The following is a 25,454-nucleotide window of genomic DNA, read 5'->3' as shown; positions in this document are numbered from 1 at the left end:
ACTTAGGCGATGGACCCGGCCCGCCGGCCGAACACCGCCCCGGCTGCCAGCCCGCTGCCGCCCGGGTAGTTGCCGCTGAAGAGCCCTCCGAGCGCCTCGCCGCAGGCCAGCAGGCCCGGGATGGGCGCGCCGTCGTGGTCCAGCACGCGGCCGTAGGTGTCCGTCTTCAGGCCGCCGAATGTGAATGTCACGCCGCAGGTGACGGGGAAGGCGTAGAAGGGGGCCGTCTCCAGCGCCAGCGCCCAGTTGCTCTTGGGTGGCACCACGGCGGCCGCCCGGCCGTCTTTGACGTTCGGGTCGAACGCGCGGCCGGTGTCGATGCCGGCGTTGAACTCGGCCACGGTGCGTTCCAGCCCCGCCGGGTCGATGCCCGCCCGTTCGGCCAGGGTGGCCAGGTCGTCGGCCTCGATTACCGAGACGCCGGGCATCTGGTACTCCTCGGCGCGGAGCATGGGCCGGGTGGTGGCGTCGAAGAGCTGGTAGGCCACAGCGCCGGGCTGCTGCAGGATGTCCTTGCCGTAGCGGGCGTAGGTGTAGTTGCGGAAGTCCGCGCCCTCGTCCACAAACCGCGCACCGTCACGGTTCACCACGATCCCCAGCGGGTAGCCGCCGCGGGTGAGCTGGTTTGTCAGCTCATAGTTGCTCTCGTTCTCCGCGAACCCTGAGTCCCAGGCGACGCTGTGGCAGGTGGACCAGTCCCCGCCCTGTGCCGCGCCCGCGTCCTGGGCGGCGCGGATCATCTCGCCGGTGTTGCCCGGGGTGCCGCGGACCTTCGCGTTCTGCCAGCCCTCGCCCAGGTAGCGCTGCCGCATCTCCGGATTCGCCTCGAAGCCGCCCGAGGCCAGGATCACGGACTCGGCCCGCACCTCGCCGGTGGAACCGCCGTCGGCGTCGTGGAACCGCACGCCGGCCACGCGCCCGTCCTCGACGATCAGCTCCGTGACGGCGTGGCCGTAGCGGACGCTGACGCCGGCGCGTCCGGCCGCCGCGGCGTGGTCGGCCATGAGGCCCTTGCCGCCGCCCACGTTGCCGATGTGCAGGCCGCCCCAGAACAGGTACGACCCGTCCGGCTGGCTGTACGCCTGCCGCTCATACATGAGCCGGTACTTCAACCCCTGCCGCTGCAGCCAGCGCAGCGTCCCTTGGCTCTCCTCCACCAGCACCCGGGACAGCTCCGGATCGTTCCGGCCGCCGGAGACCTTCGCCAGGTCCGCGAGGTAGTCCTCCTGCGTGTAGGGCGGCACCTCAGTGACGGCGTGCCGCTCGTCGGGTTCGACGACGTCGGCCAGGTCTTCCAGCCCGCCGTGCGGGATGCGGGTGGCGCCGGCCGTGTAGTAGCTGTTGCCGCCGGCGCGGTCCTTGTCCGCCTTCTCCAGCAGCAGCACCGAGCGGCCGTTTTCTGCCGCCGCCAGCGCCGCCGTAAACCCGGCGTTGCCGCCGCCCACCACCAGAACGTCTATGTTCTCCACCATTGTCCAAGCTCCTCAGTCGATGATGAATACGAATGTATACAACAGAATGCAATCCGACAAGAGGTGGTCCAAAGTGTTGCGGGGGAGTGGCATTAGAAGCGCGGAATGCAGCAGGGAGCCCGGCCGTGGTCTGGATTTCTCCAGCCCGGCCGGGCTCCCTGCATGACGCGCTGCGCCCGCGAGGGGCTCGCTTTGTTGGTTCTAGTTGGCGTTGCTCTAGTTCGTTTTGGCGATGTAGACGTCGCACGGGGCGTTGTGCGCCACCGTGTTGGCCACGCTGCCCAGGACGCGGCCCAGGCCCTGCATGCGCCGGTTGCCCACCACGATCACCTTCGCCTCGAGGCGCTCGGCCTCGCTGATGAGCACCTCGTGCGGCTTGCCCCGCGCCGCGGTGTAGGTGGTGCTGACGCCGGAGGCGCCGAGGAGGGCGGCTACGCGCTGGGCCACCTTGTGGGCCTGCTCCGAGTCGGAGACGGTCCAGTCCTCGCCCGCGATCTCCACCACCTCGGTCTTGTCGCTGGCGTACGCGGTGACCACGTTGAGGGTGGCGCCCATGGCCTGGGCCAGGTCCGCCGCGGTACGTGCTGCCTTCATGGCTGTTTCTGATCCGTCGACGCCGACGATGACAATGCCTGACACTGGTCGATCTCCTTCGTTAGTTCCTCATGGCTGTGCTCCCGGAGCCCCACGGGCACCGGGTGACGTGCGTGGGTCTCACGGCGCAGGGATCTCCTGGGCGTCGATGTACATCTCGATGCGGATGTTCTTGGCCACTTCCAGGTGGGCGCTGGCGATCTTGCCGGCGCGTTCGGCGTCCCGGTCCCGGATGGCGGCGACGAGTTCCTCGTGTTCCTTCAGCACCTGGCTCCAGCGGGCCGGAGTGGACAGTGTGGTCCCGGGGTAGCGGATGAAGTGCACCAGGATGCGGTCCAGCAGATCCAGCAATGCCGCGCTGTGGCTCGCGGCCCAGATGCGCTCGTGGAAGGTGCGGTTCACGGCGGCCAGCTGCGCCGCGGTGGCCTCCTCGAACTTGAGGTCCACCATGCTCTGGTGCGCTCGTTCGATCAGCATGAGGTCCATGTCCGTGTGGCGCAGGGCGGCGGTCTTAGCGGCGGCCTCCTCCAGGAAGGAGCGCACCTCGTAGAGGTCCAGCATCTCCTCGGGCCGGTACTCCCGGACCTGCATGCGCGAGCCGATCCGCTCCACCAGGCCCTCGGTTTCCAGCCGGCGCAGGGCCTCGCGGATGGGGGTGCGGGAGACGTTGTACTTCTTGGCCAAGGCGGTCTCCACCAGCTGGGCCTTGGGCGGGAGCTCCTGGGCAATGATCGCGTTGCGGATCATCAGGTACGGGCTCATCAGGGCCGGATTGCTCATCGCTGGTCTCTTCCTCGTGGCAGCAACGGTGTGAACATCAGGCGGGCCTGATGCAACTCACCATACAGTCGAAGGCCATTTTAACACACGGTATACAGCTGGCTCTTTTCGTGAACAGCAATCTCAGACGGCGTCAAGACGCTCGTCACATTTCGGTAACGGGTGTGTGCCAACACACATTTTTGTTGCTCGCTTCCTGCAAACGGTATACATTCGACCGAAAGCGAGGACAGTTTCTTAAAACTGTACCGAAAGTGCTTCAAAGATCGACCGGTACCAACGACGGTACGCAGGCACCATTGAGGAGACACCATGACCAGCCCCACCGGCACGGTCCAACTGGGGGAATCGGACTCCCCGCGAACGTCAGTCATTCAGGTCCCGGCCGCCCTGGTCCGCGGCGGGACGAGCAAGTGCTGGATTTTCCGCCAGAGCGACCTGCCGGCGGACACCGCCGACATTGAACGCCTGCTGATCCGTACCTTCGGCTCCCCGGACCTCCGCCAGATCGACGGCGTCGGCGGCGCGTCCTCCACCACCAGCAAGGCGATCATCGTGGACGACCTCGGCTCGGCGGACGGCGTGGTGAACTACCGCTTCGCGCAGGTGGCGATCGACAAGCCCTCCGTGGAATGGGACAGCAACTGCGGCAACTGCGCCACCGGCCTGGGCCTGTACGCGCTCCACGCCCGGCTGGTTCCGCCGGCCGACGGCGTCTCCCGCGTCACCATCGTCAACACGGTCACCGGGCTGAGCCTGGTCTGCGAGGTCCCAACCCCCGGCGGCGAGGTCCCCACCTACGGCTCACGGCAGATCCCGGGCCAGTACTACCCGGGCGTCCCCGTGGACATCATCTTCGAGAGCAGCAGCTGGACCAGCTTCGAGACGGAAATGCCCACCGGCCACGCCGTCGACGAGGTCACCGTCCAGGGCCGCACCTTCCACGCCACGCTGATCGATGCCGGCGCCCCGGCGGCGATCTTCGATCCGCGGGACTTCGGCTTCACCGGACGGGAGGACGCGGAGGAGCTGGAGGAACTGGTGGCCCTGGCGCCGGAGCTGCGGGCCGCCGCCGCCAAGGTCATGGGCATCCCCAGCCACCTGACGTCCATCCCGAAGGTGGGCATCGTGGGCCCGCCGCCGGCGGGGGAGACCGGCGTCTCCGCGCGGATGATCTCGATGGGTGCCCTGCACCCGGCGATCGGACTCACCAGTGCCGTCGCGATCGCCGCCGCCTCCGGACGCGCCGGCTCCATCGTCGCCAACGCCGCCGTCGGCACCTCCGGTAACTCCGGCAATGCCGGCAACACAGACAACGACGGAGGGGACACCCTGGCGATCCACCTCCTCAACGGCGCCACCAGGACAGCCCTGGACGCGCCCGTTCCCAGCAAGGTCGCCTTCCAGCGGTCGGCCCGGGTCATCAGCGAAGGAACCGTGCTCGTCCCCGGCGACTGACCGGGCGGCAGGCAAACCACCATTCACAAGGACGTGTCATGAAAATCAGCATCCAGAATCTGCAGCTCAAATACGGTGACTTCGTCGCCATCGAAAACCTCAACCTCGAGATCGGCGACGGCGAGGCCCTGGTCCTGCTGGGCCAGTCCGGCTGCGGCAAGACCAGCACCATGCGCTGCCTCGCCGGGCTTGAAGAGCCCAGCTCCGGCCGCATCATCATCGACGACGTCGTGGTGTTCGACTCGGAAAAGGGCATCAACCTGCCGCCGAACAAGCGCAACGTGGGCATGGTCTTCCAGTCCTACGCCGTCTGGCCGCACATGACCGTCTTCCAGAACGTGGCCTACTCCCTGAAGTTGCAGAAGCTCTCCAAGTCCGAAACCCGGGACCGGGTGATGGAGGTCCTGACCCTGGTGGGCCTGGAGAAGTTCGCGGACCGCGGCGCCAGCCTCCTCAGCGGCGGGCAGATGCAGCGCGTGGCCCTGGCCCGCAGCCTGGTGATGCGCCCCAGCGTCCTGATGCTCGACGAGCCGCTCTCCAACCTTGACGCCCGGCTCCGTGACCGGCTCCGCGTGGAGCTCCGCGAAATCCAGCTCCGCCTGGGCCTGACCTGCGTCTACGTCACCCACGACCAGCACGAGGCGTTCGCCCTGGCGGACCGGATTGCGCTGCTGCAGGGCGGCAAGATCGTCCAGATTGGCGGCCCGCGCGAGATGTACGAGACCCCGGCCAGCGCCTCGATCGCGCACTTCCTGGGCGTCTCCAACGTCATGGACTGCGAGTCGGTGGCCGCCCCGGACGGCTCCGCCACCGCCAAGGTGACCGACCACGGGCTCACCATCCACTCCGCGCAGCGCGCCACCACGGCCCCGCAGCAGATGAAGGTCTGCATGCGCGCCGAGGACCTGCAGCTGTCCGCCCAGCCCACCGCGGCCGCCAACGCCTGGAAGGGCAAGGTCCGGGTGGCCGGCTTCCAGGGCAACGACGTCCGCTACGCCGTGGAGCTCGACGGCGGCCTGGAACTGGACGCGCTCGGAACCATCAAGCGCGGCGAACAGCACGAGGTGGGCGACTCCGTCTGGGTCAGCATCGATCCCGCGCAGGTCCAGATCCTCCCGGCGGAGGTGCTGGTATGAGCCTCAAGACCCCGCTGGCGGATCCCGCCGTCGCGGCTTCCCCCGTCCCCGCGTCCTCCCGCGGCACCAAAGCCCTCGGGAACCTGCGCAAGGGCACCCCCGCCATGATCATCATCGCGATCCTGGCCGTCCTGGTGCTCCTGCCGCTGGCCCTGGTGCTGCTCGCGGCATTCTCCGACGCCGTGCCCCGGCCCGGCAACATCTCCCTGGGCGGGCTGACCCTGGACAATCTGATGCTCCTGGCCAGCCCGGAGGCCCTGGGCGCGCTGGGGAACTCGCTCATGGTGGGTGCCGGATCCGCCGTCGTCGCCTTGGTGATCGGCGCGTTCCTGGCCTTCGTCTGCGCCCGCACCGACGCGCCGATGCGCAAGTTCATCTTCTTTATCGGCATGGCCCCCATGTTCATCCCCGCCCTGGTGGGTGCGCTGGCCTGGTCGCTGCTGTCCTCCCCGAGCGCCGGCTACCTGAACATCCTGCTCCGCGACCTCGGCATCGACTTCGTCATCAACATCTACAGCCTGCCGGGCCTGATCTTCGTCCTCGGGATCTTCTACGCCCCGTACGCGTTCCTGCTGATGCACAGCTCGCTGTCGATGATGAACGCCGACCTCGAAGAGGCCGCCACCGTCCACGGCGCCACCCTGAAGACCATGCTCCGCACCGTCACCCTGCCACTGGCCCTGCCGGCCGTGCTGGGCTCGGCGATCCTGGTCTTCGCCCTGACCATGGAGAACTTCCCGGTGGCGCAGGTGATCGGCAACCCCGCCGGCATCGACACGCTGCCCACGTACATCTACCGCCTGATGAGCGCGACGCCGGCCAAGAGCAACCAGGCCGCCAGCATCGCGATCGTCCTGACCGCGGCCCTGCTGGTCATCACCGTGATCCAGCAGCGCATCATCAACAAGCGCAAGTTCACCACCGTCACCGGCAAGGGCAACCGTCCCCGCCAGGTGCCGCTGAGGAAGCTGCGCTGGCCGTTCACCATCATCGCCCTGGCGTACTTCGCCGTCGCCGTCGTCCTGCCGATGCTCGCGCTGCTGGCCGCCTCCATGCAGGCCACCCCGTTCGTCGCCTCCATCTCCCAGCTCTTCGAGACCGGGGCCATGAGCTTCGCCAAGCTGGCCGACGTCCTGGCCTCGCACGACTTCCAGCTGGCGCTGCGCAACAGCGTGATGGTGGCGCTGCTGGCCGCGATCGCCGGCACCACGCTCAGCTTCATCGCCTCCTACGTCCGCTACCGGACCAAGACCCGCGGCGGCCAGCTGATTGAACTGATCGCCATGACGCCACTGGCGGTGCCCGCGATCGTCATGGGCATCGGCCTGCTGTGGACCTGGCTGTTGCTGCCGGTCCCGGTCTACGGCACCCTGCTGATCCTGGCGATCGCCTGCGTGGCCGTGTTCCTGCCGCAGGGCTACCGGGGCATCTCGGCGTCGATGCTGCAGATGGACCAGGACCTGGAGGACAGCGCCGTCATGCTCGGCGCCCGCCGCTCCAAGGCGATCGTGAACGTGACCCTGCCGCTGATGCGGGTGGGCATCACGTCCTCCTTCCTGCTGTTCCTGATGCTCTCGATGCGTGAACTGAGCGCCTCGATCTTCCTGTTCACCTCGAACACCCGGATCCTCTCGATCCTGGTCTTCGACAACTTCGACAACGGCCAGAGCCAGTCGGCCGCGGCCGTCAGCGTCCTGTACATCGTCGTGATCGCGGTGCTGGCGGTGATCGCCCAGAAGGTGGGCGCCGACCGCAAGCTCGAGACCAAGTAACGCTTCCCGCACCACACCATTTGAAAGGGTCTAAACAATGAAGTTAGCGTCCAAAATCCCCCTGCTCGGCCTCGGCGTCGTCCTCTCCCTGAGCATGGCTGCCTGCGGCGGCGCCGCCGCGAGCAACAGCGTGGTCACCGCCACGGCAGAGGTCAAGACCGACGACGGGCTGGTGATCAACGGCGAGAACATCGCGGACAAGGCCACCTACGACAAGGCCAAGACCCAGACCCTGAGCCTCTACTCCGGCTACACCGAATCCTCCGAGAGCGCCCTGGTGGCCGCCTTCACCAAGGACACCGGTATTAAGGTCAACGTGGTCCGCCTGACCCCGAACAAGCTGGCCGAGCGCGTCCAGTCCGAACAGGGCGCCGGCAAGTTGGGCGCCGACGTCATCCGCACCTCCGACTACCGGATCGCCAAGACCCTGGAGGACGCGAAGGTCTGGAAGGCCTACGACGTGCCGGGCGCTTCGCAGTTCAAGGACGTCTCGGTGGACGGCGGGCAGTTCACCCGCATGTTCAACTCCGTCTACACGCTGGGCTACAACACCCAGCTGGTGAAGGATGCGGACGCCCCGAAGTCCTGGAACGACGCCGTCAGCGGCAAGTGGCAGGGCAAGCTGGGCATCGTCCAGGGCGGCTCCGGCGGCAGCACCGCCTCCCTGAACCGCTTCATGGAATCGAAGCTGGGCAATGACTACTTCGCCAAGTACGCCGCGCAGAAGCCCACCATCTACGACTCCCTGGGCGCCGAGGCCACCGCGCTGGCCCGCGGCGAGGTGGCGGTGGGAACCGTGACCATCAGCGGCACCAACATCTCCGCCGTGCAGGACAAGGCTCCGGTGAAGTTCATCGTCCCGGACGAGGGCCTGGTGGCGTACGACTACTACCTGGGCATGGCCGGGTCCGCCACGAACGTTGAGGCGGCCAAGGTGTTCATGAACTACAACCTGTCCAAGCAGGGCCAGAAGGTTTTCGCACAGTTGGGCGAATACCCGGCCCGCACCGACGTTGAGCCGCCCACCATCATGGGTATCAAGCTGCCGGCCGCCGACTCCGGCAAGGTCTACCGTATGGCCAACACCGATGCGATCAGCTTCGGCAAGGACGACCTGGCCAAGTGGAACAAGGTCTTCGGCTACAGCAAGTAACCCGCAAGCTGCCCGGGCCTTCACCGGCCCGGGCAACGAACCGCAGTGGGGCGGCGAATGATGGTCACCGGGACCATCGCCTATTCGCAACGTGCGCCGCCCCGTTGCGGTTTCTTTATGCGCTTTTGCTATCCGCTAGGCTCGGCACATCTGAGCCCCGGCCAACGCCACCCGTCCGTGAAGGAGCATAGATGCCCCGCGAGCACTACAAGGCAGTCCTGTTCGATGTCCAAGGGACCCTCACGGATTTCCGGACCACTCTGCTGGACCACGGCCGGTCCGTCCTGGGCAGCAGGGCCGCGGCGCTCGACTGGCCGTCGGTGGTGGACGAGTGGCGGGCGGTCTACCGGACCATGGTGGCGGAGCTCTCCGAGGCGAGGGAGTGGCGGTCGGTCCGGTCCATCTATGCCGACGGGCTGGCGGACATCGTTCGACGGCGTGGTCTCGAGGATGGGGTGACGGACGACGAGATCGCTCTCCTCACGGACGGGTGGGAGCAGTTGCGTCCCTGGCCGGACGCGGCTGCAGGACTGCGGCGGTTACGGCGGTCGCACCACGTAGCGGCCCTGTCCAACGCCGACCTCTCCGCCGTCATCTCAACCTCACGAACCTGCGGCTTCGACTGGGACGCGGTCTTTTCCGCGCAGCAGTTCCGCGCCTTCAAACCGCACGAGTCAACCTACCTGGGCGCGGCCGACCTGTTGGGCGTAGAGCCGGCAGAGACACTCATGGTGGCCTCGCACCGATATGACTTGGACGCCGCCGCGGCACTGGGCCTGGGGACGGCCTTCGTCTCCCGGCCAGACGAATACGGGCCAGGCGGGCACGCGGACCAGGCGTCCGACGGCGACTACGACGTCGTCGTGGAATCGATCGAGGACCTCGCCGGGACGCTCGGGGCCCGAGGCTAATTAGCGCCCGTTAGTACTCGCCCTTGATCACGAAGTACGAGCCGCGGATGGTGCCGGCCAGCTTGGACTTCTGCCGGGCGAACTTGAACTTGTCCGCCAGTTCCTCCGGAACCTCCATGCCGTCCGAGAGCTTGAAGCCGACGGCCCGCTTGCCGCCGTCCTCGATGCTGTACATGACGTTGATGGACAGGCCCGACTCGTAGAAGACGTAGTCCATCCGAAGCCCGTCCACCTCGAACGACCTGTGTTACCGCCCGCCGGCAGTTCCTCGGGTCTCACAGGGCGATCCGCCAAGCTCGGCGTGCGTCTCGGGGCGTCCGCGAACAGGGTGAAGTAGTGGTCCGTGAAGTCGTGCGCGATGAACCACTGGCGGACCCAACCGGAGCGGACGACGCCGGGCTCCCGCCCGCCGTCGTCCGCCTAGTTCGGGCCGCCGCCACGGCGGCCGGCAACCTACCTTAGTGCCAGAACCCCAGCGCGAACTCGGCGATCACCGTGGAGAGCAGGAATGAGGCGGTGATGGCCACCAGCCCCACGGGGATGATCTTCCAGCCGATGTTCTTCAGCAGCGGGATGTCCTTGCCGAGCGACAGGCCGGCCAGGGTCAGCATCACGGTGGCGATGGAAAGGAAATCGACGGTCTTGACCGCGGCGTTCAGGGCTCCGGCGCCGAAGAACCACGGACTGGAGATGTAGGCGCCGATGGTGGTGATGAAAACGATCGCTGAGATCTTCTTGGTTACTTTAGCCAGACCGATACTCACGAGAACGAGTGCCAGCATGATGGCATATCCCACCACGATGGACAGGCTCAGGCCCTTCGCGGCGACGGCTGCCGTGCCGATGCCGAGCACCGTCAGCACCGACAGGGACAGCCACAGCGGCAGCTTCATCTCGGCTGAAGACTCGGCCACCCGCTCGCGGAACTGGCGGTTCTCCTCCTCCTGCGCTGCCTGCCGCTCAACGTCGGCGGCGCTGCGGCTTCCGTGAGCCGTGACCAACTCACGGCTCTCCTGCTTGCGGGTCAGGAACTTGTAGAACTTGTCCGCCAACGGCAGAGCGAGGTAAATGCCGACGTAGACACCCAGCACGGTGGTGATCAGGTTGGACACCGCGGCCATACCCAGGATGGCTTCCTGGTCCGCCGGGTACGCGGCGGTGATGCTCGCGGCAGATGCGGCCATCATGGAGCCGGAGCCCACGCCGGCGCCCATGGCGAGGGCCAGCGGATCGAAGATCTTCCAGTTGGCAACGAGGGAGGTCAACAATGTGATGAAGACGGCGCCGAACAGGGTGCCGAAGACGTACATGGCCAGCACGCCGCGGTACTGGTCCGAGTCCGGGCCGTACTTCTCGGACACCATCGCGAAGGACGGTTCGCGGTCCAAAGAGAACGTGGCACCCACAGTCGCTTTGCCCATCCGCAGCAGCACGGCCAAAGGCAGCGCAAGCACGATGGTGCCCAACAGGTGGCCCACCTCCTGCAGCAGCAGGGCCGGACCGGCCTTGAGCAGGGTGGGCAGGCTGGGGCCGATATTGAAGGCGAGCCGGGCCACCAGGAGCAGGACGGCGACTCCCACCAGGGCGGCGGCGACGCGCTGAAGGTCAATCCCTAGCGGCTTGAACTTCTGAATGGACACCAGCAGGCCAAGGATCAGGCCCCACACCATCGGGAAGATGACGATCGCGCCGATGCCCAGATCGATCTTGGCCTGGCCGATGAACTGCACGGCGAGTGCAATCACGAACGCCAACGCGGCAATGGGAATGGTCAGCTTGGTGCCGGCTTTCTCGGTCCGGGCTGTGGTGAGAGTGGTCATGATGCGCCTTCCTGGGAGAGAGTGCGACGGCGGTATGCCGCGTGAGTGAAACGTTGACGGAGAGTGGGGTTCGAGGCTGCCGCGGCGACGGTCCAGGCCAACGCCAGGCCGGCCTCGGACATCACCTGGTACGCCGGGGGCGTGTCAGCCAGGGCGGCGAACGCGTGCGAATGAATAGGAACGTCCGCGCCGGGGATGCTCAGCCAGGGATGCAGCGAGGGGATGACCTGGGAGATGTTGCCCATGTCGGTGGAGCCGCCGCTCAGGCCGGGCGCGGGGGAGGTGTCCTTGCCGAGGGAATCCATGGCGGCGGTCCAGTGGGCGGCGAGGTCGTGGTCCTGGATCAGGGGCTCGTAGAGTGGCTCGGTGTCCTCAAACTCCAGGCTGGTGCCGGTGGCGAGGGCCGCCCCTTCGAAACAGCGTCGCACCCGCACCAACAGTGCCTCAAACTCGGGCAGGGTGAACGCCCGGCATTCGAACTCCACTACCGCCTTCTCCGGGATGATGTTGGTGACGTGCCCGGCCTCGGCCACATAACAGGCCACCCGGTGGTCGGAAGGAATCTGCTGGCGCAGGAGGCCGATCGCCACCTGGCTGAGCACTGCGGCGTCGGCCGCGTTCACGCCCAGGTGCGGCGCCGCGGCAGCGTGCGCGGCCTTGCCGGTGAAGGTGGCTTTGTACCGGCCCACGGCCTGGGCGCTGGTCCCGGCCGGGTTGTAGGTCAAGCCGTCCTGCACCGGGTGGACCATCAGGGCCAGCCCGACGCCGTCGAACGCTCCCCGCTCCAGCATCAGCGACTTGCCGCCGCCGTGCTCCTCCGCGGGGGTGCCGATGGCCTTGAGTGTGAGGCCCAGTTCATCCACGAACGGTTGCAGCGCCAGGGCCGCTGCCACCGACGCTCCGGCAATCAGGTTATGTCCGCAGGCGTGGCCGATCCCCGGCAGCGCGTCGTATTCGACGCAGAGGGCCACGGTCAGATCGCCGGTGCCCGCGCTCGCGGTGAAGGCGGTGGGCAGTCCGGCCGTGCCGCGTTCTACGTCGAAGCCGCCCTCGGCCAGCAGCGCGGTGATCGCCTCCGCGGACCGGGCCTCCTCGAAGGAAATCTCCTTGAACCCGTGGATGTCCCGGGCCAGTGCTTTCACGCGGGGCTTCCAACGGTCAACGCCATCCGCCAGGGACTGCCGGAGCCCGTCCGCCGCCGTGGTTGTCTGTGTGGTGTCCATGGGTCTCCTAATAGGACAGCGACGGGAAGGGGGAATCGGCGGCCCGGGTGGGCACCCAGACGGCTTTGGCCTGCGTGTATTCGTCAAGGACGCCCGGCCCGGAGGATCGGCCGTGGCCGGAGTCTCCGAATCCGCCGAATGGCACGGCGACGTGGATGGTCTTGTACGCGTTGATCCAGAACGTACCGGCCTTAACCTCGCGGGCCACGTGGTGGGCACGGGAGACATCCGAGGTCCAGACCGCACCGGCCAGGCCAAAGCTGGTGTTGTTGGCGCGGGCGACAGCCTCTGCTTCGGTGTCGAACGCATCAGCACCCACCACCGGACCGAAGACCTCAGTAGTTTCCAGCCGGTTCTCCGCGGTCACCCCGTCGAGGAGCGTCGGCATCACCCAGTGGCCGCCCCGCAGCGCCGATCCGCGCAGGGCCTCCGGCAGGTCGGCCCCGGTGAGGCGACGTCCGCCGTCGTCCAGTCCTGCGTCGATCAGGCCGGTGACGGTGGCGAACTGCCGCGCCGTGATGATGGGCCCAACCTCAGTTTCCGTGTCCAAGGGGTCGCCCACGCGGAGCAGCGCGGCCTTGGCAGCGACCATCTCGACGAATTCCGCGTGGACGCTGCGCTGTACCAGGAGCCTTGAGCCCGCAACGCAGGACTGGCCTGCCCCGGAGAAAATTGCGGAGATGGCGCCGTCCGCGGCGCGGTCCAGATCCGCGTCGGCGAAGACGATGTTGGCGCTCTTACCACCGAGCTCCAGCAGTGCCGGGATGCCGGCTTGGGCGGCTGCGACGGCGACGCGGCGGCCGGTGGGGACGGAGCCGATGAAGCTGACCTTCCCCACACGGGGGTCCGTGGTGAGGGCCGCGCCGACGGTCTGTCCCAGTCCGGCGGCGACGTTGAAGACTCCGGCCGGCAGGCCGGCCTCATACGCGATCTGGGCAAGCCGGACCGAGGACGCGGGGGTGAATTCGCTCGGTTTGATGATGACGGCGTTACCGGCGGCAAGCGGGGCGGCGGAGTTCCAGCCTGCGGTGAAGAGCGGGGCGTTCCACGGGGTGATGGCGACGACGACGCCCCAGGGCACCCGCTCGGTGTAGGTGTGCCAGTTGCCCGGGACGGGAATTGTCTGCCCGGTGAGCTTGTCCGCCCAGCCGGAATAGTAGCCAAACATCTCGGCGACCTTGGCCGCCTCGGCCCGGGCGTCGCGGATGGGTTTACCGGTGGTGGCCGATTCCAGGATGGCCAATTCCTCGGTGTGTTGTTCGACGGCACGGCTGACATTGCGGAGGATGGCGGCGCGCTCAAAACCGTTGAGCCGGCCCCAGGCGGCGGCACCCGCCGTCGCGCTCTGCAGTAAGGCGTCCGCGCCCTCGGCTCCGGGGTCGGCGTAACTGGCGAAAGCCTCGCCGGTGGCAGCTGCGGTCAGGGTAATGGTCTCGCCGCCGCCGGGGACGATCCGGCCGCTGACGAATGCGCCCAGACCCGTGGGGAAGGCGGCGTCCAGGACCGCGCGGGCGGTGGCCGTGGAAGAGGCGGTGGGGGCGGTGGTGATTGTCACGATGCGGTTTTCCTTCAGAGTGGGGCGGGATGCCGGCGCTACGCGGCGGGCTGGGAAGCGGGAGCGCCAGCGGGGGTAATGGCCGGCGCAACGGCACGGGCGATCTCGGTGAAGTCGGCCTTGGGTCCGAGCAGCGAGAGGGCAACCTGCCACTGCTGGGCGACGGCGCCCAGCAGTTCCGGCTTTTGGCCGACCTGTTCGGCCACGTCCACAGCGAGGGCCGCGTCCCGTGCCATCAGGCCCAGGGAAAAGCCGGAGTCATGGCTGCCGCTCAGCACCCAGTTGGGGTACATAGTGGCCGAGACCTTGCTGCCGCCGGAAGCGCCGCTGATGCTCGCCGCTGCGGTAGCGGGGTCGATCCCGTACGCCTTCGCTACGCCCAGTGCCTCGCCGACGGATGCGAGGTTCGCGGCGGCCAGGACGTTGTTGAGGAGCTTGACTACGTTGCCGCTGCCCGGACCGCCGATGTGGCTGTAATTCCCGGACGTGAGTGCCAGAAGTACCGGTTCGGCCGCGTGGAGGGCGGCATCCGTTGCGCCGACGAAGGCGCTGAGTGTGCCGGTGGCGGCGCCGTCGCGACCGCCGGAGACCGGGGCATCGATGAAGGCGGCGCCGCTGTTCTCGGCCAGTTCCGCCATGTGCCGGCTGGTGGACGGTTCGGATGTGGTGGTGTCGATGATGGCCACCGTTCCGGGGGCCGCCAGCAGCTGCGGCACCGTGGCCTCCACGATGGCCGCCGCGGGCAACGAAAGGACAACATACGGCGTGCCGGCGACGGCAGCAAGGGTGTCGGCGGTGCTGATTCCGGTTGCCTCGGCCGCCTCCCGGGCAGTCTTCGAGGGATCGAATCCGGTGACGCGCCATCCGGCGTGGTGCAGGGCGGTGGCCATGGCTCCTCCCATGGCGCCGAGTCCGATCACGGCGACGCGGTTATCTTGTGGCACGTTCATAGTGGTACTCCTGGGGCTTTGGTGAAGGGTCTTGGGACGTCGTTGTGGGCCCTGGCGCCTAGTCGAGGTAGATGTCCAGGTCTTTCCAAAGTTGCTGGGTCCGGCGGATAGTGGCCCGGCTACGCTCCGGATGAGCCGCTTCCATACCGGCGAGCAGCCCGTAGATGAGGGAGTTTGCGGCGGTGACTGACTGAAAGAACGAGATGCCCTCCGAGGCTACGATCATGAGGTGGTCAGCCGCGGACGCCAAGCGGCCGCGGCGCTGGTCGCTGATGGCGATGACGGTGGCGCCAGCCTGTTTGGCAGCCTCGGCGGCCACGATGATCTGCTTCACCGAACGCCACATGTTGATCACCACCAGGACGTCTCCGGGCCCGAGGCTGTTGGTGCTTGAGGCCAGGTGGGGTCCGCCGCGGTTTTCCAGGGTGATGGGGTATCCCATGGTGGATCCGAGATGGGCCATGACGCCTGCGGGCCCGGCGAAGGAGCCGATGCCGACGACGGTGATGGATGTGGCCGCTGCCAATGCGGCGACGGCGGCCCCGGCATCGTCAGGGGTGTTGGAATCCAGGGTCAGCCGGAGGTTTTCGATGTCGTGAGTGATGGCTGCATGGAGTGGGCTGCGGGTTTCGCCGTGTACGGCGAGGGTGTCTTCCGTCGAGATCATGACGAGGTAGCGGGAGCGGAGTTCCCGCTGTAAGTCTGGCCAGCCCCGGTAGCCCAGGTGCTGGGCGGTGCGGACCACGGAGGAGCTGTTCACGTCCGCCCGTTGGGCGATCTCTGCGATGTCCGCGTAGGAGGAGAGCTGGGGGTTTCGCACGATGACCTCAACCACGCGGCTTTGGGCCTTGGTCAGCGGAAGGTCCGGCAAGGCGTCCCCCAACCACGCGGGGGACCCGGCGGCCCGTTCGGCCTGAGGGTTGTCGCTAGATGGGGGAGATGTCTGCACCGAGGAACCGTTCTGTAATGCAGATCACTCTGCAAGTGGAATTGCATCTAAGATACTCTGCAGATTCCATTGCCGGAAGGCGTTTACGTTTCGGGGATGTAAAACCTTCGCCCCCGGGGAGGGCCGCTCTTGCATTCTTTCTTTTTTCACCGTATAAAGTAAGAATGTTATCCGAGTCACACCCAGCCGCACCGACCGGGCGGGATGCGCTGCGCAGCATCCGATCCAGCGCCATTTTCGGCACGCTGCTGACCTCCGGCCCACTGGCGCGGACGGAACTGGCGCAACGGACCGGGTACAGCCCCTCCACCGTCACCGGCATCGTGCAGGAACTTAGCGATGCCGGCTACCTGCGCGTGGTGGGGCAACAGCAGTCCACCGGTGGCCGGAGGCGCACGCTGATCGAACTCAACAAGTCCGCCGTGACCGCCGCCGTCGTCGGCTTCCGCGGCCCACGGGTCTGGTGCACAGTGATCGATCTCGAAGGCAGCCAGCTTGACTCCACCGACCACGATTTCGACCCCCAGAACCCCGTGGGCAGCATCGCGGAGGCAGTCATGAGCTTGCACGAGCGGGCCGGAATTCCCCCCGTGCACGTTGTGGTTGCGTTGCCCGGCGTCGTCGCTTCCGACGGTTCCCTGGCACTCTCGCCGGCCTTTGGCCCGGTTGCCCATCTCCGCCTGGCGGACGAACTGGAGGCCGCGACCGGTCTGAGGACCACCGTGGAAAACGACGTCAACCTCATCGCGATGGGGGAGCGGGCCAGCGGCGCCGGCAACGGTGTCGACGACCTTGTTCTGATTCATGTCGCGGAAGGAATTGGCGCCACCATCATCGCCAACGGGGAGGTGCTGGACGGAGCCTCCCGCTCCGCAGGCGAGATCGGCTTCCTGCCGCAGGGGCTGGAGACAGGCCCGCACGGGGACCGGGGAGAATTCGAAAAGCGATGGACTGCCTCGGGCATTCAGGAAGAGGCGGACCGGCGCGGCCTGCCACTGCCGCACGACAAAACAATTCAGCGACTTTGCAGCAGCGGGGCGACGGCGGGCCGGGACCTCCTGGCCGATGTGATCAGGGCCTGGGCGTTCGCCGCCGTCGTGTGCGTGTGCGTGGTCAACCCGTCCAGGGTGATCTTTTCCGGCGACGCCGTCGCCCTGGGAGTCGACGCGCGTCAACTGCTCCGCGACCGGGTGCAGGATGCAGCGCCATCCCAGACCGAGGTCGTCTTTGCCGAACTGGGGGAGGCAGCCATCCTGCACGGCGCTATCGCGAAAGTGATGCAGGCGCCCGCTGTTCTCTTTTCCGGATCCGTCGGATGAGCGCACCCACGACATGTTCACTCACCTCAGCCAACACAATCAATGGGAGAAATCAATGACGTCACGACCCTTGAGATTCGCACTTCTAGCCAGCGGTCTCGCCCTCACTCTGGGAATGACCGCCTGCGGACTCGACGCACCCAAGGATTCCGGTTCATCGGCCGGCGCCGCCGGGTCCGGAACCCTGACGATCTATACCGCCAGGGACAAGGGGCTGGCAACCGATGTCGTCGCCGACTTCGAAAAGGCCAACCCGGCTTACGCCGGCAAGGTCCAGGTGCTGACCCTGGGCGCGCAGGAAGCGCTGGAGCGGATTAAGGCCGAGAAGTCCAACCCCCAAGGCGACATCTGGTGGGGTGGTACGCAGCAGCAGATGCAGCAGGCCGCCGGCGAGCAGGTTCTCGCCGCCGCGCCGAAGGACGTCATCGACGCCGTGCCCGCAACGGACCGGGACCCGGAAGGTCTCTGGGTCGGCGAAATGAAGCTCGCCGAGGTCATCTTCTATAACAAGGACATGCTTTCCCCGGATCAGGCTCCCAAGGACTGGGATGACTTGGTGGACCCGGCACTGAAGGGCAAGATCGCCATCCGCGATGTCCTGGCGTCCGGAACGATGCGCAGCATTTTCGCCTCCATGATCGACCGTAAGTTCGACGCGGCCGGCAGCCCGGACGCCGGGTACGAGTGGCTCAAGAAGTTGGACGCGAATACGAAGGTGTACGCCGCCAACCCCACTGACCTTTATCTCCGCATCACCCGTCAGGAAGCTGCAGTCACCGCCTGGAACCTTCAGGACGTGATGCTGCAGATCCAAAACCAGAAGGCTCCCTACACCCCGGTGGTCCCCTCCTCCGGAGCCCCGATGCTTGTCGACGGCGTCGCCAAGATTAAGAACGGGCCCTCGTCGGCCGGCGCAGACGCGTTTCTCTCCTTCCTTTTGAGCAAGGACGAACAGGCCAAGCTCTCCGAGAAGTATTTCCAGATCCCCACCGTCACCCTGGCCAAAGAGCCGGCCTGGCTGGCGGACTTGGACCTGAAGGAAATGAAGGTCAACTGGGACCGCGTCAACAAGAACGAGCCCGAGTGGAGCAAGTACTGGGCCGCAAACATCAAGGGCCAGAACAAGAGCTAAGAGCGGAACCGGCGGCGGGCATTCCGCTCGCCGCCGGCAGCCACCTTCGCCGGTCCGTACCTAACAATTTTTCAGTGGAGCATCCATGACAAGCGTCTTCCTCAACGGGATCAGCAAGCAGTATCCGGGGGCGAAGCCCTCGGTGTCCAACCTCACCGTCACCATCGAAGACGGCGAATTCTTCACCCTGCTGGGACCTTCGGGCTGCGGCAAGTCAACCACCCTCCGTATGGTGGCAGGGTTCATCCAGCCCACCAGCGGCAGCATCCACTTCGGCGACAAGGACGTGACCAACACTGCGCCGAACAAGCGGGACACCGGCATGGTCTTCCAGAACTATGCCCTCTTTCCCCATATGAGCGTCCGGGGGAATGTCGCCTATGGGCTGGACGTCCGCGGCGTCGGCAGGCAAGAAAAGGCCAAGAGGATCAATGCGGCTCTGGCCCAGGTTGGTCTCGAGGAGCTCGGCGACCGCCGCATTGACATGCTCTCCGGCGGCCAACAGCAACGCGTGGCTCTCGCTCGGGCACTGGTGATACGTCCGGCCGCTCTTTTGCTGGATGAGCCGCTCTCAAACCTTGACGCTAAATTGCGGGAAGAGACCCGCACCGAAATCAGGTCCACTCAGAAGGCGGCGGGGACGACCTGCCTCTATGTCACCCACGACCAGGCGGAAGCCATGGCGATGAGCGACCGGGTCGCGGTCCTCAACGCCGGGGAGCTGCACCAAGTGGCTTCCCCGAGGGTCGTCTACAACCGTCCGGCAACCGCATTCGTGGCCAAATTTATCGGCCGCTCCAATGTGCTGCCGTGCACCGTCCTCGGCGTCGACGGCGGATCTGTTTCCGTCAGGCTTGCCGACTCAACCGTCCTCAAGGCTCCCCGCGTCGAGGGGACCATCTCCGCCCGCGTGTCGGCCGGAGACCAGGCGGCCGTCTCTCTGCGCCCTGAGTCGATTGCCTTGGCCATCAACCCGGGCCCCGAAGAGGCAGGGAAACTGACGGGCCGTGTTGTGACGGCGGAGTTCACCGGCGCGGTGAACATCTACGAGATCGACTGGCAGGGGCAGAGAATCGTTGTATCGGCCCCGGACAGCTTCGACCGCGCAGAACCGGGGGATCTGGTGGCCATGGCTCCGCATCAGGACCGGGTGTGGATGGTGGAACCGTGAGCCTAGCCACAGCCCAGGTTCGGAAACGGTCGGCGCTCACGTCTTCGGACCGCTTTGTCTACCTGCTCGCTGCCCCGCTGGTACTGGTCCTGCTGGTCTACCTGGTGGTGCCGATGCTTGCCACCGCCGCCACCAGCGCGCAGGGTGGTGGCACCGCCTATAAAGGATTCCTCAACGGCACCTCGGCCACGGCCCTGGGTCTATCGGTAGGCATCTCGCTGGCCTCGGTTTTCACCACCGGCATCCTGGGCACAGCATTGGCCGTCCTGCTGTCCCGGTTTGACTTCCCCGGGCGCAAAATCCTCCGGCTCTTTGCCTTGCTGCCCATGGCCCTTCCGCCCCTGATCGGCGCCGTCTCGTTCTACTTCCTGTATGCCGAGAGCGGGATTCTTCCCCGGTTCCTGGCTCAGTATTTTGGAGCCGATGCAGCGGCCGTCTCCGCGAACGGGGTGTGGGGCGTCCTGCTCGTCCACACGATGACCATGTACCCGTACTTCTACCTTGCCGTTACCGCCGCCCTGGCGGGCTCCGACGCGTCCATGGAGGAGGCCGCACTCAATCTGGGGGCGAGTCGTTTCCGCATGTGGCGCACCGTGCTGCTGCCCATGCTGACCCCGGCGCTCGTCTCCGGGACGCTGCTGACGTTCATGGTCTCGATGGCCTCTTTCACGGCGCCGCAGTTCTACAACGTACAGACCCTGACAATGCAGATCGTGGCTTCCCGAACCAGCGGAGCGTACGACGTGGCGGCCGCCCAGGCCGTCGTTCTTTCCGTCGTCTCCATCGGCTTCCTGCTGGCCATGCGTTGGTATGAAAACCGCCGCATTCACCGGGGATCATCCAAAGGCACTCCGCAGGCTGTCAAGGTTCTCCATGGGACCCTGCCCCGCACAGCTGCGGGCCTCGGGTCTCTCCTGCTGGTCCTGGTCCTGATGGCCCCTCCGGCCACCATCGCGCTGCTGTCCTTTACCGTCGACGGCACGTGGACCACTCAAATCCTGCCGCCCGAATACACGCTGGCGAATTTCGCCCGAATCTTCACCGATCCGCTCACCCTGCGCCCCATTCTGGTCAGCGCCCAGATGGCCTTCGTAGCCATGATCGGCTGCGTGTTGGTTGGCGTCTTGGCCGCTTGGGTCGTCACCCGGTGGAAAGGCCCCGGGAAGGCTCTGCTGGATGTGATGGTGATGCTGCCGTGGGCCCTGCCCGGCACGGTGGTTGGTGTCAACATTGTCACGGCCTTCGCCAGCCCCACGCCCTTCAACCTGGGCCAAGTCCTCATCGGCTCGTTGTGGATCCTCCCGGTGGCTTACTTCGTCCGGTTCCTGCCACTCGTCTTCCGATCGGCCAACGCGTCGTTGGCCCAGATCGACCCGAGTGTGGAAGAAGCTGCGCGGAGCCTGGGTGCCGGGCCGTGGCGGGCGTTGCGGACCGTAACCGTGCCCCTGATGTCCCGCGGCATTATCGCCGGAGCGCTCATGGCGTTCATTCAGGGCTTCGGAGAATACGTGGCGTCCGTCGTGGTCTATCCGGCCCGTTACGCCCCTCTGTCCGTGGAGATTTACAACCGCATCTACTCCAACGAGTTCGGCACGGCTGCGGCCTACGGCACACTCCAGATGGTGCTGATCCTCTTGGTGCTGGCCGTCTCACAGCGACTTGAAAACCCGCGCCGGGCCAAGAAGCCGAGGGAAGTCTCACGCGGTGATTCCGCCGTCGCACTGACGCCCGTGCTGGCCCCCGCGCTCAATCCGATCCACGAAACCGGTGATACGAATGAACACGCCAACGAACCAGTCAATGCCGCGCCCCGCGCTTAAGGGCCGCGAAGACCTCTCGGTCTACTGGGATAACCACCTTCGGCAGGCCTTTGACGAGGCCGCGCCGCACATTTACCCGGCCATGGTCGAGGCCAGCCTGGCCCACGTCCTGATGCTGACCCGCCAGGGAATCCTGCCACGCAGCCGAGGGGAACTTCTGCTCAAGGGTTTGTTGGCGTTGTGGGCCAGGAGTGAGTCGGGCGAGCAGCGGTATATCTTCGACGGCAGTGTTGAAGATCCGTACTACTTCCTGGAGCAGCAGCTGGCCGCCGAGTGCGGGATCTCCACCGCGGAGTTGGACGTTCAATTGGCACGGAGCCGGAACGACCTCGACGCCGGAGTCTTCCGGATGGTGCTGCGGCGCCAGGTGCTCGAGCAGGCCGCCCTGGTAATCCAGACGGCGGCGGACGCTGCCGCGCAGGCCGCTGCCAACGCGGAAAGCCTCATCATTGGCTTCACCCACCGCCGGCCGGCGCAGCCGACGACGATCGGCCACGTGCTGGCGGGGTTCGCCGAGGCGCTCCTCAGCCAAGGCCGGGAAATGCTCAGCATTTACGAAGAGCTCAACATTTCGCCGCTCGGGTCGGCGGCGTTCACCGGCACGGACCTGCCAGTCGACGCTGCGATGGTCGGCGAATTGACCGGCTTCGACGCCAGCTTCTCATCCAGCTACGAAGCCGTCGCGGGCGCCGAGCACTTCATGCGGCTGGCGGCGGTCCAGGCCCGGATAACCGCTACCGGGGCCCGGTTCTCCCGGGTGCTGCTGGAATGGATGACGTTCAAGTGGGTCGAAACCCCCACCGCCTACACCCAAGGCTCATCCATCATGCCGCAGAAGAAGAATCCCGTGGTCCTGGAGCACATGGTGTCCATGGCGGGCGTGACCGCGGCGGACATGTCCGCCACGTACGCCAACATCGGTTCGGCCTGGTATGAGGACTCGAACAATGCCACCACCGATGTTCAAAAACATCTGTGGCGGGCCGGGGAACGCGTGGTGCGCTTCATGCGCATGATGGACGGGCTCATGCTGGACCTCCGCGTATTGGAGTTGCCAGACCACGCCGAAATCGTCGCTTCGGGAGCGACGACCACGGCGGTCGCGGAGGCTCTCGCGGCTCTTGGTATTCCATGGCGAGGTGCCCACGACATCGTGGGGCGCCTGGTTCGCGCCAACGCTCCGGCGGACTGGACCGAGGACGGCGTCGAGAAGGCTTTCGCCGACGCTGGTCTCGAGGCAAGTCCCGAAATGGTAGCCACGACGCTCAACGCGGGTCAGCGGCCCGCCCTGATACTCTCTCGGGCCCAGCCCGGGAGTCCGGGGGCGGATGCCGTGCGGCGTAACGCGACCGAGTCCCAAGACCGGGCCGAGGCCCTAGGCATCGACCTTGAGCGCCGCTTGAGTTTGATTGACGCCGCACGGAAACGGCTGCTGGAATCCGCCACCGCGGCCGCCGAAGGGGGCCGGTGGTGAACGGTGGAATTACCATCATCGGAAACACCAACATCGACGTCATGGTCGCCGACACGCGGGATCTCCCCGCCCCGGGAACTGAGCGCGTGGTGCCGTCGATCTCCCTACGGCTCGGAGGCTCCGCGGGAAACTGGGCGGTCCGGTGCGCCGGTCTGGACTATCCGACCACCTTGGTCAGCAGGGTCGGAGACGATGCCTCGTTGCCGATCCTGGAAGCCGAACTGCAGTACCCATCCCTCACCCCGCGGCTGCTCCGGACGGCAGGAGAACCCAGCGGCATCTCGGTAGCCATCGAGGCTCCGGGACGGGACCGCGCCTTTCTGTCATCTCTCGGCGCCATGGCGCGGATGCGTCCCGCGGATATTTCCGAGGAGATGCTAGCCGCCGAGTGCGTTGCCCTGGCCGGCTACTTCCTGCTCCCCGAGATGCGTGGCGCAGCGCTTTCCGAGCTGTTCGGCCGCGCCCGCCGCGCAGGTGCGAAAACGGTGCTGGACACCGGCTGGCCGCCGGAGGGGTGGACGCAGAGTACGCGGCACGAGGTCCTGACAGCCCTTGACTCCGTTGATATTTTCGTGCCGAACGACGACGAACTCCACGGGCTCATGGATGACCAGGACACCGAACGGGCGTCACGCGAACTGGCAGTCCGGACGGAAACCCTCGTTGCCGTCAAGATGGGGGCCCGCGGCGCTGGCCTCGCCATGCCGGATGGTTCGTGGACGGCAGTTATGGCGTCGCCGGTCAGCGTCGTCGATTCGACCGGTGCCGGGGACGGCTTCAATGCCGCCTTCCTCGTCTCGGCCGCCAGGGGCGCCCCGTGGCAGGCGGCGCTCGCATCTGCCGTCAGCTATGCCACCCAGATGGTCGCCACCCCGCCGCAGCTACGTTCTGAGGTGGGCCTCCCGGCCATGACGCCCCAAACGACAACAGAAACGAGCGCAAGTCTTGCGTAACGAGTTCATCGCGGGCCGGCCCACCGTCCAAGGCCTCTCGATCATCGACTTTCATTTGCATTTCCGGATGCCGCACGACCCCTTGACCCGCTCGCTGAGCGGTGGTCAGTTCGGGCCATCAAACACGTCAGCACGCAGCGGCTGCGAGGAATTCGACGCCGGACAGGCGGCCCGTTCCGCCGCGGTCGCCCGAACGTCGGCCCAATGGCGGAAGAGCTGGGACTTCTCCGACCCGGAGCCATTGTCGGACGACGCCGGCTGGGAGGCCGAAGCGGACCGCTGGGTTGAGGAACTCAGCGGTCATGGCATCGAACATGCAGCCTTCGTTACCGCAGGCGGGAATGACGCCATGACCGCCCTCGTGGACCGCGGGGAGGGGCGGTTCCTGGGGATGGCCGCCATGGCAGATCCCTTCGCCCCGGGTGCCGTGCGGGACTTTGAAGCGGCCGTCACCGACGGAGGTCTTCGCGGGCTGAAACTTTTTGCACCGCTGGCCTCGTCCCGGATGGATGACACGGCGGCCAACCCGGTCTGGGATGTTGCTTCCCGTCACAAGGTGCCTGTCCTCATTCACTTCGGGCACTGCGGATCCGCGGGCGGCATCGCCCAGAATGCCTTCAGTAACCCAGCCAGCCTGGAGCAGGCTGCCAAGAGGTACCCGGAGGTCACCTTCGTGATCCCGCACTTCGGCATCCAGCACGTACAGGAAGTTCTTTTCCTGATGTGGGCGTGTCCGAATGTGGTGGTGGATACGTCAGGTTCCAACCAGTGGGTCAGGTACATGCCGCAGCGCCTCACCCTGGAGGACTTGTTCCGCAGGTTCTACGAGACGATGGGGCCCGAGCGAATCGTCTTTGGCTCGGACTCGTCATGGTTTCCGCGTGGTTTCGCCAGGCGATACCTAGCCGACCAGCTGCGTATCTGTTGGGAGATGGGCATGCCTGCCGACGAAGTCCAGCAGATTTTCGGGGGTAACGCCGCCCGCCTACTCAAACTCAACGACTGGGAACCGGCCTCAGCCGCAGCGGCTGCCCCCACCGAACAGGAAACCAGGATTAAGGGATGAGCACCGTAGACGAAACGAGGATGACCCTGAGCATCCACCCTTCCGCCGAGCAAACCGGTGAAGCTGCCGCCAGCGAGGTGGCGGCGCTCGTGCAGTGCCACCCTGCGGCGGTCCTGGGCCTGGCGACGGGATCCTCGCCGCTGCCTCTCTATGAAGCCCTGGCTAAGAATGAGGTCGACCTCGCGGCAGTGACTGCCTTTGCTTTGGACGAGTACATCGGGCTGCCGCCCGGCCACCCACAGAGTTACGCCGCTGTCATTGGCCACCACGTCGTTGAGCCCTTGGGAATGACGCCCGGCCGAGTCCACGTGCCGGACGGGAACCCCCGGGATGAGCATCGGTCCGGCGAAGCGTACGAGGCGGCGATCGGCGCGGCAGGAGGAATCGACCTGCAGATCCTCGGCATAGGTTCGAACGGCCACATCGGCTTCAACGAGCCCGGCGCAGCGTTCTCATCCCGGACCCGTGTGGTGAGACTGGCGGAGCGAACCCGACAGGACAATGCCAGGTTTTTCGCGGCGCCCGAAGACGTGCCAACCCACGCGATGACGCAAGGTCTCGCCACGATCTTTGAAGCCCGGCATCTGCTACTGATCGCACACGGTAGAGGTAAAGCAACGGCTATCAAACGAGCACTTACTGGGCCCGTAACAGAGGATTTCCCCGCTTCACTCCTCCAGCTCCATCCCCGTACGTCACTGTTCCTGGATTCCGAGGCTGCCTCCCTGCTGGAGTCGTAAGACACT

21 protein-coding genes and 1 pseudogene are annotated in these 25,454 nt (G+C 66.3%); 13 read left to right on the top strand and 9 right to left on the bottom strand.

The features are described from left to right. Positions 1-2: 2 nt before the first annotated feature. From tcuA to ACFVY3_RS14085, 3 genes are all read right to left on the bottom strand, one after another. Entirely contained in the window at positions 3-1,472 is a 1,470-nt protein-coding gene (gene tcuA / locus ACFVY3_RS14095) for an FAD-dependent tricarballylate dehydrogenase TcuA (protein ID WP_400160182.1), read from the bottom strand. Positions 1,473-1,688: 216 nt separating this feature from the next. Then, a complete protein-coding gene (locus tag ACFVY3_RS14090) occupies positions 1,689-2,111 on the bottom strand; it encodes a universal stress protein (protein WP_290256301.1) in 423 nt (140 codons plus the stop codon). 75 nt (positions 2,112-2,186) lie between these two features. Continuing rightward, positions 2,187-2,846, bottom strand: coding sequence for a GntR family transcriptional regulator (locus ACFVY3_RS14085; protein WP_400160181.1), 660 nt, complete (start codon positions 2,844-2,846; stop codon positions 2,187-2,189). 312 nt (positions 2,847-3,158) lie between these two features. Between ACFVY3_RS14085 and ACFVY3_RS14080 the strand changes: the two genes are divergently transcribed. The 5 genes from ACFVY3_RS14080 (at position 3,159) to ACFVY3_RS14060 (ending at position 9,276) form a co-directional block, all read left to right on the top strand. Beyond that, positions 3,159-4,304, top strand: coding sequence for a PrpF domain-containing protein (locus ACFVY3_RS14080; RefSeq protein ID WP_400160180.1), 1,146 nt, complete (start codon positions 3,159-3,161; stop codon positions 4,302-4,304). Positions 4,305-4,342: 38 nt separating this feature from the next. Continuing rightward, positions 4,343-5,440, top strand: coding sequence for an ABC transporter ATP-binding protein (locus tag ACFVY3_RS14075; RefSeq protein ID WP_400160179.1), 1,098 nt, complete (start codon positions 4,343-4,345; stop codon positions 5,438-5,440). After that, the gene (locus ACFVY3_RS14070) at positions 5,437-7,212 is read left to right on the top strand and encodes an ABC transporter permease (RefSeq protein WP_400160178.1); all 1,776 of its coding nucleotides are present in this window, start codon (positions 5,437-5,439) and stop codon (positions 7,210-7,212) included. Before ACFVY3_RS14075 ends, ACFVY3_RS14070 begins: the two co-directional genes overlap by 4 nt. Positions 7,213-7,249: 37 nt before the next feature. Beyond that, complete coding sequence (locus ACFVY3_RS14065; RefSeq protein WP_400160177.1) at positions 7,250-8,365, top strand: ABC transporter substrate-binding protein; 1,116 nt, start codon at positions 7,250-7,252, stop codon at positions 8,363-8,365. Positions 8,366-8,556: 191 nt separating this feature from the next. Then, entirely contained in the window at positions 8,557-9,276 is a 720-nt protein-coding gene (locus tag ACFVY3_RS14060; RefSeq protein ID WP_400160176.1) for a haloacid dehalogenase type II, read from the top strand. 10 nt (positions 9,277-9,286) lie between these two features. On the opposite strand, the pseudogene ACFVY3_RS14055 reads toward ACFVY3_RS14060, so the two are convergent. The 6 genes and pseudogenes from ACFVY3_RS14055 to ACFVY3_RS14030 all read right to left on the bottom strand — a co-directional run. Beyond that, a pseudogene (locus tag ACFVY3_RS14055) lies at positions 9,287-9,517 on the bottom strand (phage tail protein); the annotation flags it as partial. A gap of 217 nt (positions 9,518-9,734) precedes the next feature. Then, complete coding sequence (locus ACFVY3_RS14050; RefSeq protein WP_400160175.1) at positions 9,735-11,096, bottom strand: DUF3100 domain-containing protein; 1,362 nt, start codon at positions 11,094-11,096, stop codon at positions 9,735-9,737. Continuing rightward, on the bottom strand, positions 11,093-12,319 hold the full coding sequence (locus tag ACFVY3_RS14045) for an amidohydrolase (protein WP_400160174.1): 1,227 nt from the start codon (positions 12,317-12,319) through the stop codon (positions 11,093-11,095). Before ACFVY3_RS14045 ends, ACFVY3_RS14050 begins: the two co-directional genes overlap by 4 nt. A gap of 7 nt (positions 12,320-12,326) precedes the next feature. Further along, positions 12,327-13,874, bottom strand: coding sequence for an aldehyde dehydrogenase family protein (locus tag ACFVY3_RS14040; protein ID WP_400160173.1), 1,548 nt, complete (start codon positions 13,872-13,874; stop codon positions 12,327-12,329). 38 nt (positions 13,875-13,912) lie between these two features. Next, positions 13,913-14,956 (bottom strand): NAD(P)-dependent oxidoreductase, encoded by a 1,044-nt coding sequence (locus ACFVY3_RS14035; RefSeq protein WP_400160304.1) that lies wholly within the window; start codon positions 14,954-14,956, stop codon positions 13,913-13,915. Continuing rightward, positions 14,883-15,773 (bottom strand): MurR/RpiR family transcriptional regulator, encoded by an 891-nt coding sequence (locus ACFVY3_RS14030; protein ID WP_400160172.1) that lies wholly within the window; start codon positions 15,771-15,773, stop codon positions 14,883-14,885. Before ACFVY3_RS14030 ends, ACFVY3_RS14035 begins: the two co-directional genes overlap by 74 nt. Before the next feature lie 164 nt (positions 15,774-15,937). Between ACFVY3_RS14030 and ACFVY3_RS14025 the strand changes: the two genes are divergently transcribed. The 8 genes from ACFVY3_RS14025 to ACFVY3_RS13990 all read left to right on the top strand — a co-directional run bounded on the left by ACFVY3_RS14025 (position 15,938) and on the right by ACFVY3_RS13990 (position 25,448). Next, positions 15,938-17,092, top strand: coding sequence for an ROK family protein (locus tag ACFVY3_RS14025; protein WP_400160171.1), 1,155 nt, complete (start codon positions 15,938-15,940; stop codon positions 17,090-17,092). Between the two features lie 115 nt (positions 17,093-17,207). Next, positions 17,208-18,224, top strand: coding sequence for an extracellular solute-binding protein (locus ACFVY3_RS14020; RefSeq protein WP_400160170.1), 1,017 nt, complete (start codon positions 17,208-17,210; stop codon positions 18,222-18,224). 85 nt (positions 18,225-18,309) lie between these two features. Next, a complete protein-coding gene (locus ACFVY3_RS14015; RefSeq protein WP_400160169.1) occupies positions 18,310-19,395 on the top strand; it encodes an ABC transporter ATP-binding protein in 1,086 nt (361 codons plus the stop codon). Continuing rightward, complete coding sequence (locus ACFVY3_RS14010; RefSeq protein ID WP_400160168.1) at positions 19,377-21,215, top strand: ABC transporter permease; 1,839 nt, start codon at positions 19,377-19,379, stop codon at positions 21,213-21,215. Before ACFVY3_RS14015 ends, ACFVY3_RS14010 begins: the two co-directional genes overlap by 19 nt. Beyond that, entirely contained in the window at positions 21,172-22,689 is a 1,518-nt protein-coding gene (locus ACFVY3_RS14005; RefSeq protein WP_400160167.1) for a lyase family protein, read from the top strand. Before ACFVY3_RS14010 ends, ACFVY3_RS14005 begins: the two co-directional genes overlap by 44 nt. Next, on the top strand, positions 22,686-23,642 hold the full coding sequence (locus tag ACFVY3_RS14000; protein ID WP_400160166.1) for a carbohydrate kinase family protein: 957 nt from the start codon (positions 22,686-22,688) through the stop codon (positions 23,640-23,642). The genes ACFVY3_RS14005 and ACFVY3_RS14000 overlap by 4 nt, the downstream gene beginning before the upstream one ends. Further along, the gene (locus ACFVY3_RS13995; RefSeq protein WP_400160165.1) at positions 23,635-24,708 is read left to right on the top strand and encodes an amidohydrolase family protein; all 1,074 of its coding nucleotides are present in this window, start codon (positions 23,635-23,637) and stop codon (positions 24,706-24,708) included. The genes ACFVY3_RS14000 and ACFVY3_RS13995 overlap by 8 nt, the downstream gene beginning before the upstream one ends. After that, entirely contained in the window at positions 24,705-25,448 is a 744-nt protein-coding gene (locus tag ACFVY3_RS13990) for a glucosamine-6-phosphate deaminase (protein WP_400160164.1), read from the top strand. Before ACFVY3_RS13995 ends, ACFVY3_RS13990 begins: the two co-directional genes overlap by 4 nt. Positions 25,449-25,454 lie beyond the last annotated feature (6 nt).

Origin of the sequence: Arthrobacter sp. BPSS-3, assembly GCF_044628475.1 — a bacterium.
In the GTDB taxonomy this organism is placed as follows: Bacteria; Actinomycetota; Actinomycetes; order Actinomycetales; family Micrococcaceae; genus Arthrobacter.
This window is presented reverse-complemented; position numbering and strand designations above follow the sequence as displayed.

Coding starts and splice junctions, on each gene's coding strand:
- ACFVY3_RS14005 (WP_400160167.1), top strand. CDS start 21,172: ATGAACACGCCAACGAACCAGTCAATGCCGCGCCCCGCGCTTAAGGGC.
- ACFVY3_RS14045 (WP_400160174.1), bottom strand. CDS start 12,319: ATGGACACCACACAGACAACCACGGCGGCGGACGGGCTCCGGCAGTCC.
- ACFVY3_RS14080 (WP_400160180.1), top strand. CDS start 3,159: ATGACCAGCCCCACCGGCACGGTCCAACTGGGGGAATCGGACTCCCCG.
- ACFVY3_RS13990 (WP_400160164.1), top strand. CDS start 24,705: ATGAGCACCGTAGACGAAACGAGGATGACCCTGAGCATCCACCCTTCC.
- ACFVY3_RS14075 (WP_400160179.1), top strand. CDS start 4,343: ATGAAAATCAGCATCCAGAATCTGCAGCTCAAATACGGTGACTTCGTC.
- ACFVY3_RS14085 (WP_400160181.1), bottom strand. CDS start 2,846: ATGAGCAATCCGGCCCTGATGAGCCCGTACCTGATGATCCGCAACGCG.
- ACFVY3_RS14070 (WP_400160178.1), top strand. CDS start 5,437: ATGAGCCTCAAGACCCCGCTGGCGGATCCCGCCGTCGCGGCTTCCCCC.
- ACFVY3_RS14060 (WP_400160176.1), top strand. CDS start 8,557: ATGCCCCGCGAGCACTACAAGGCAGTCCTGTTCGATGTCCAAGGGACC.
- ACFVY3_RS14050 (WP_400160175.1), bottom strand. CDS start 11,096: ATGACCACTCTCACCACAGCCCGGACCGAGAAAGCCGGCACCAAGCTG.
- ACFVY3_RS14065 (WP_400160177.1), top strand. CDS start 7,250: ATGAAGTTAGCGTCCAAAATCCCCCTGCTCGGCCTCGGCGTCGTCCTC.
- ACFVY3_RS14020 (WP_400160170.1), top strand. CDS start 17,208: ATGACCGCCTGCGGACTCGACGCACCCAAGGATTCCGGTTCATCGGCC.
- ACFVY3_RS14025 (WP_400160171.1), top strand. CDS start 15,938: ATGTTATCCGAGTCACACCCAGCCGCACCGACCGGGCGGGATGCGCTG.
- ACFVY3_RS14015 (WP_400160169.1), top strand. CDS start 18,310: ATGACAAGCGTCTTCCTCAACGGGATCAGCAAGCAGTATCCGGGGGCG.
- tcuA (WP_400160182.1), bottom strand. CDS start 1,472: ATGGTGGAGAACATAGACGTTCTGGTGGTGGGCGGCGGCAACGCCGGG.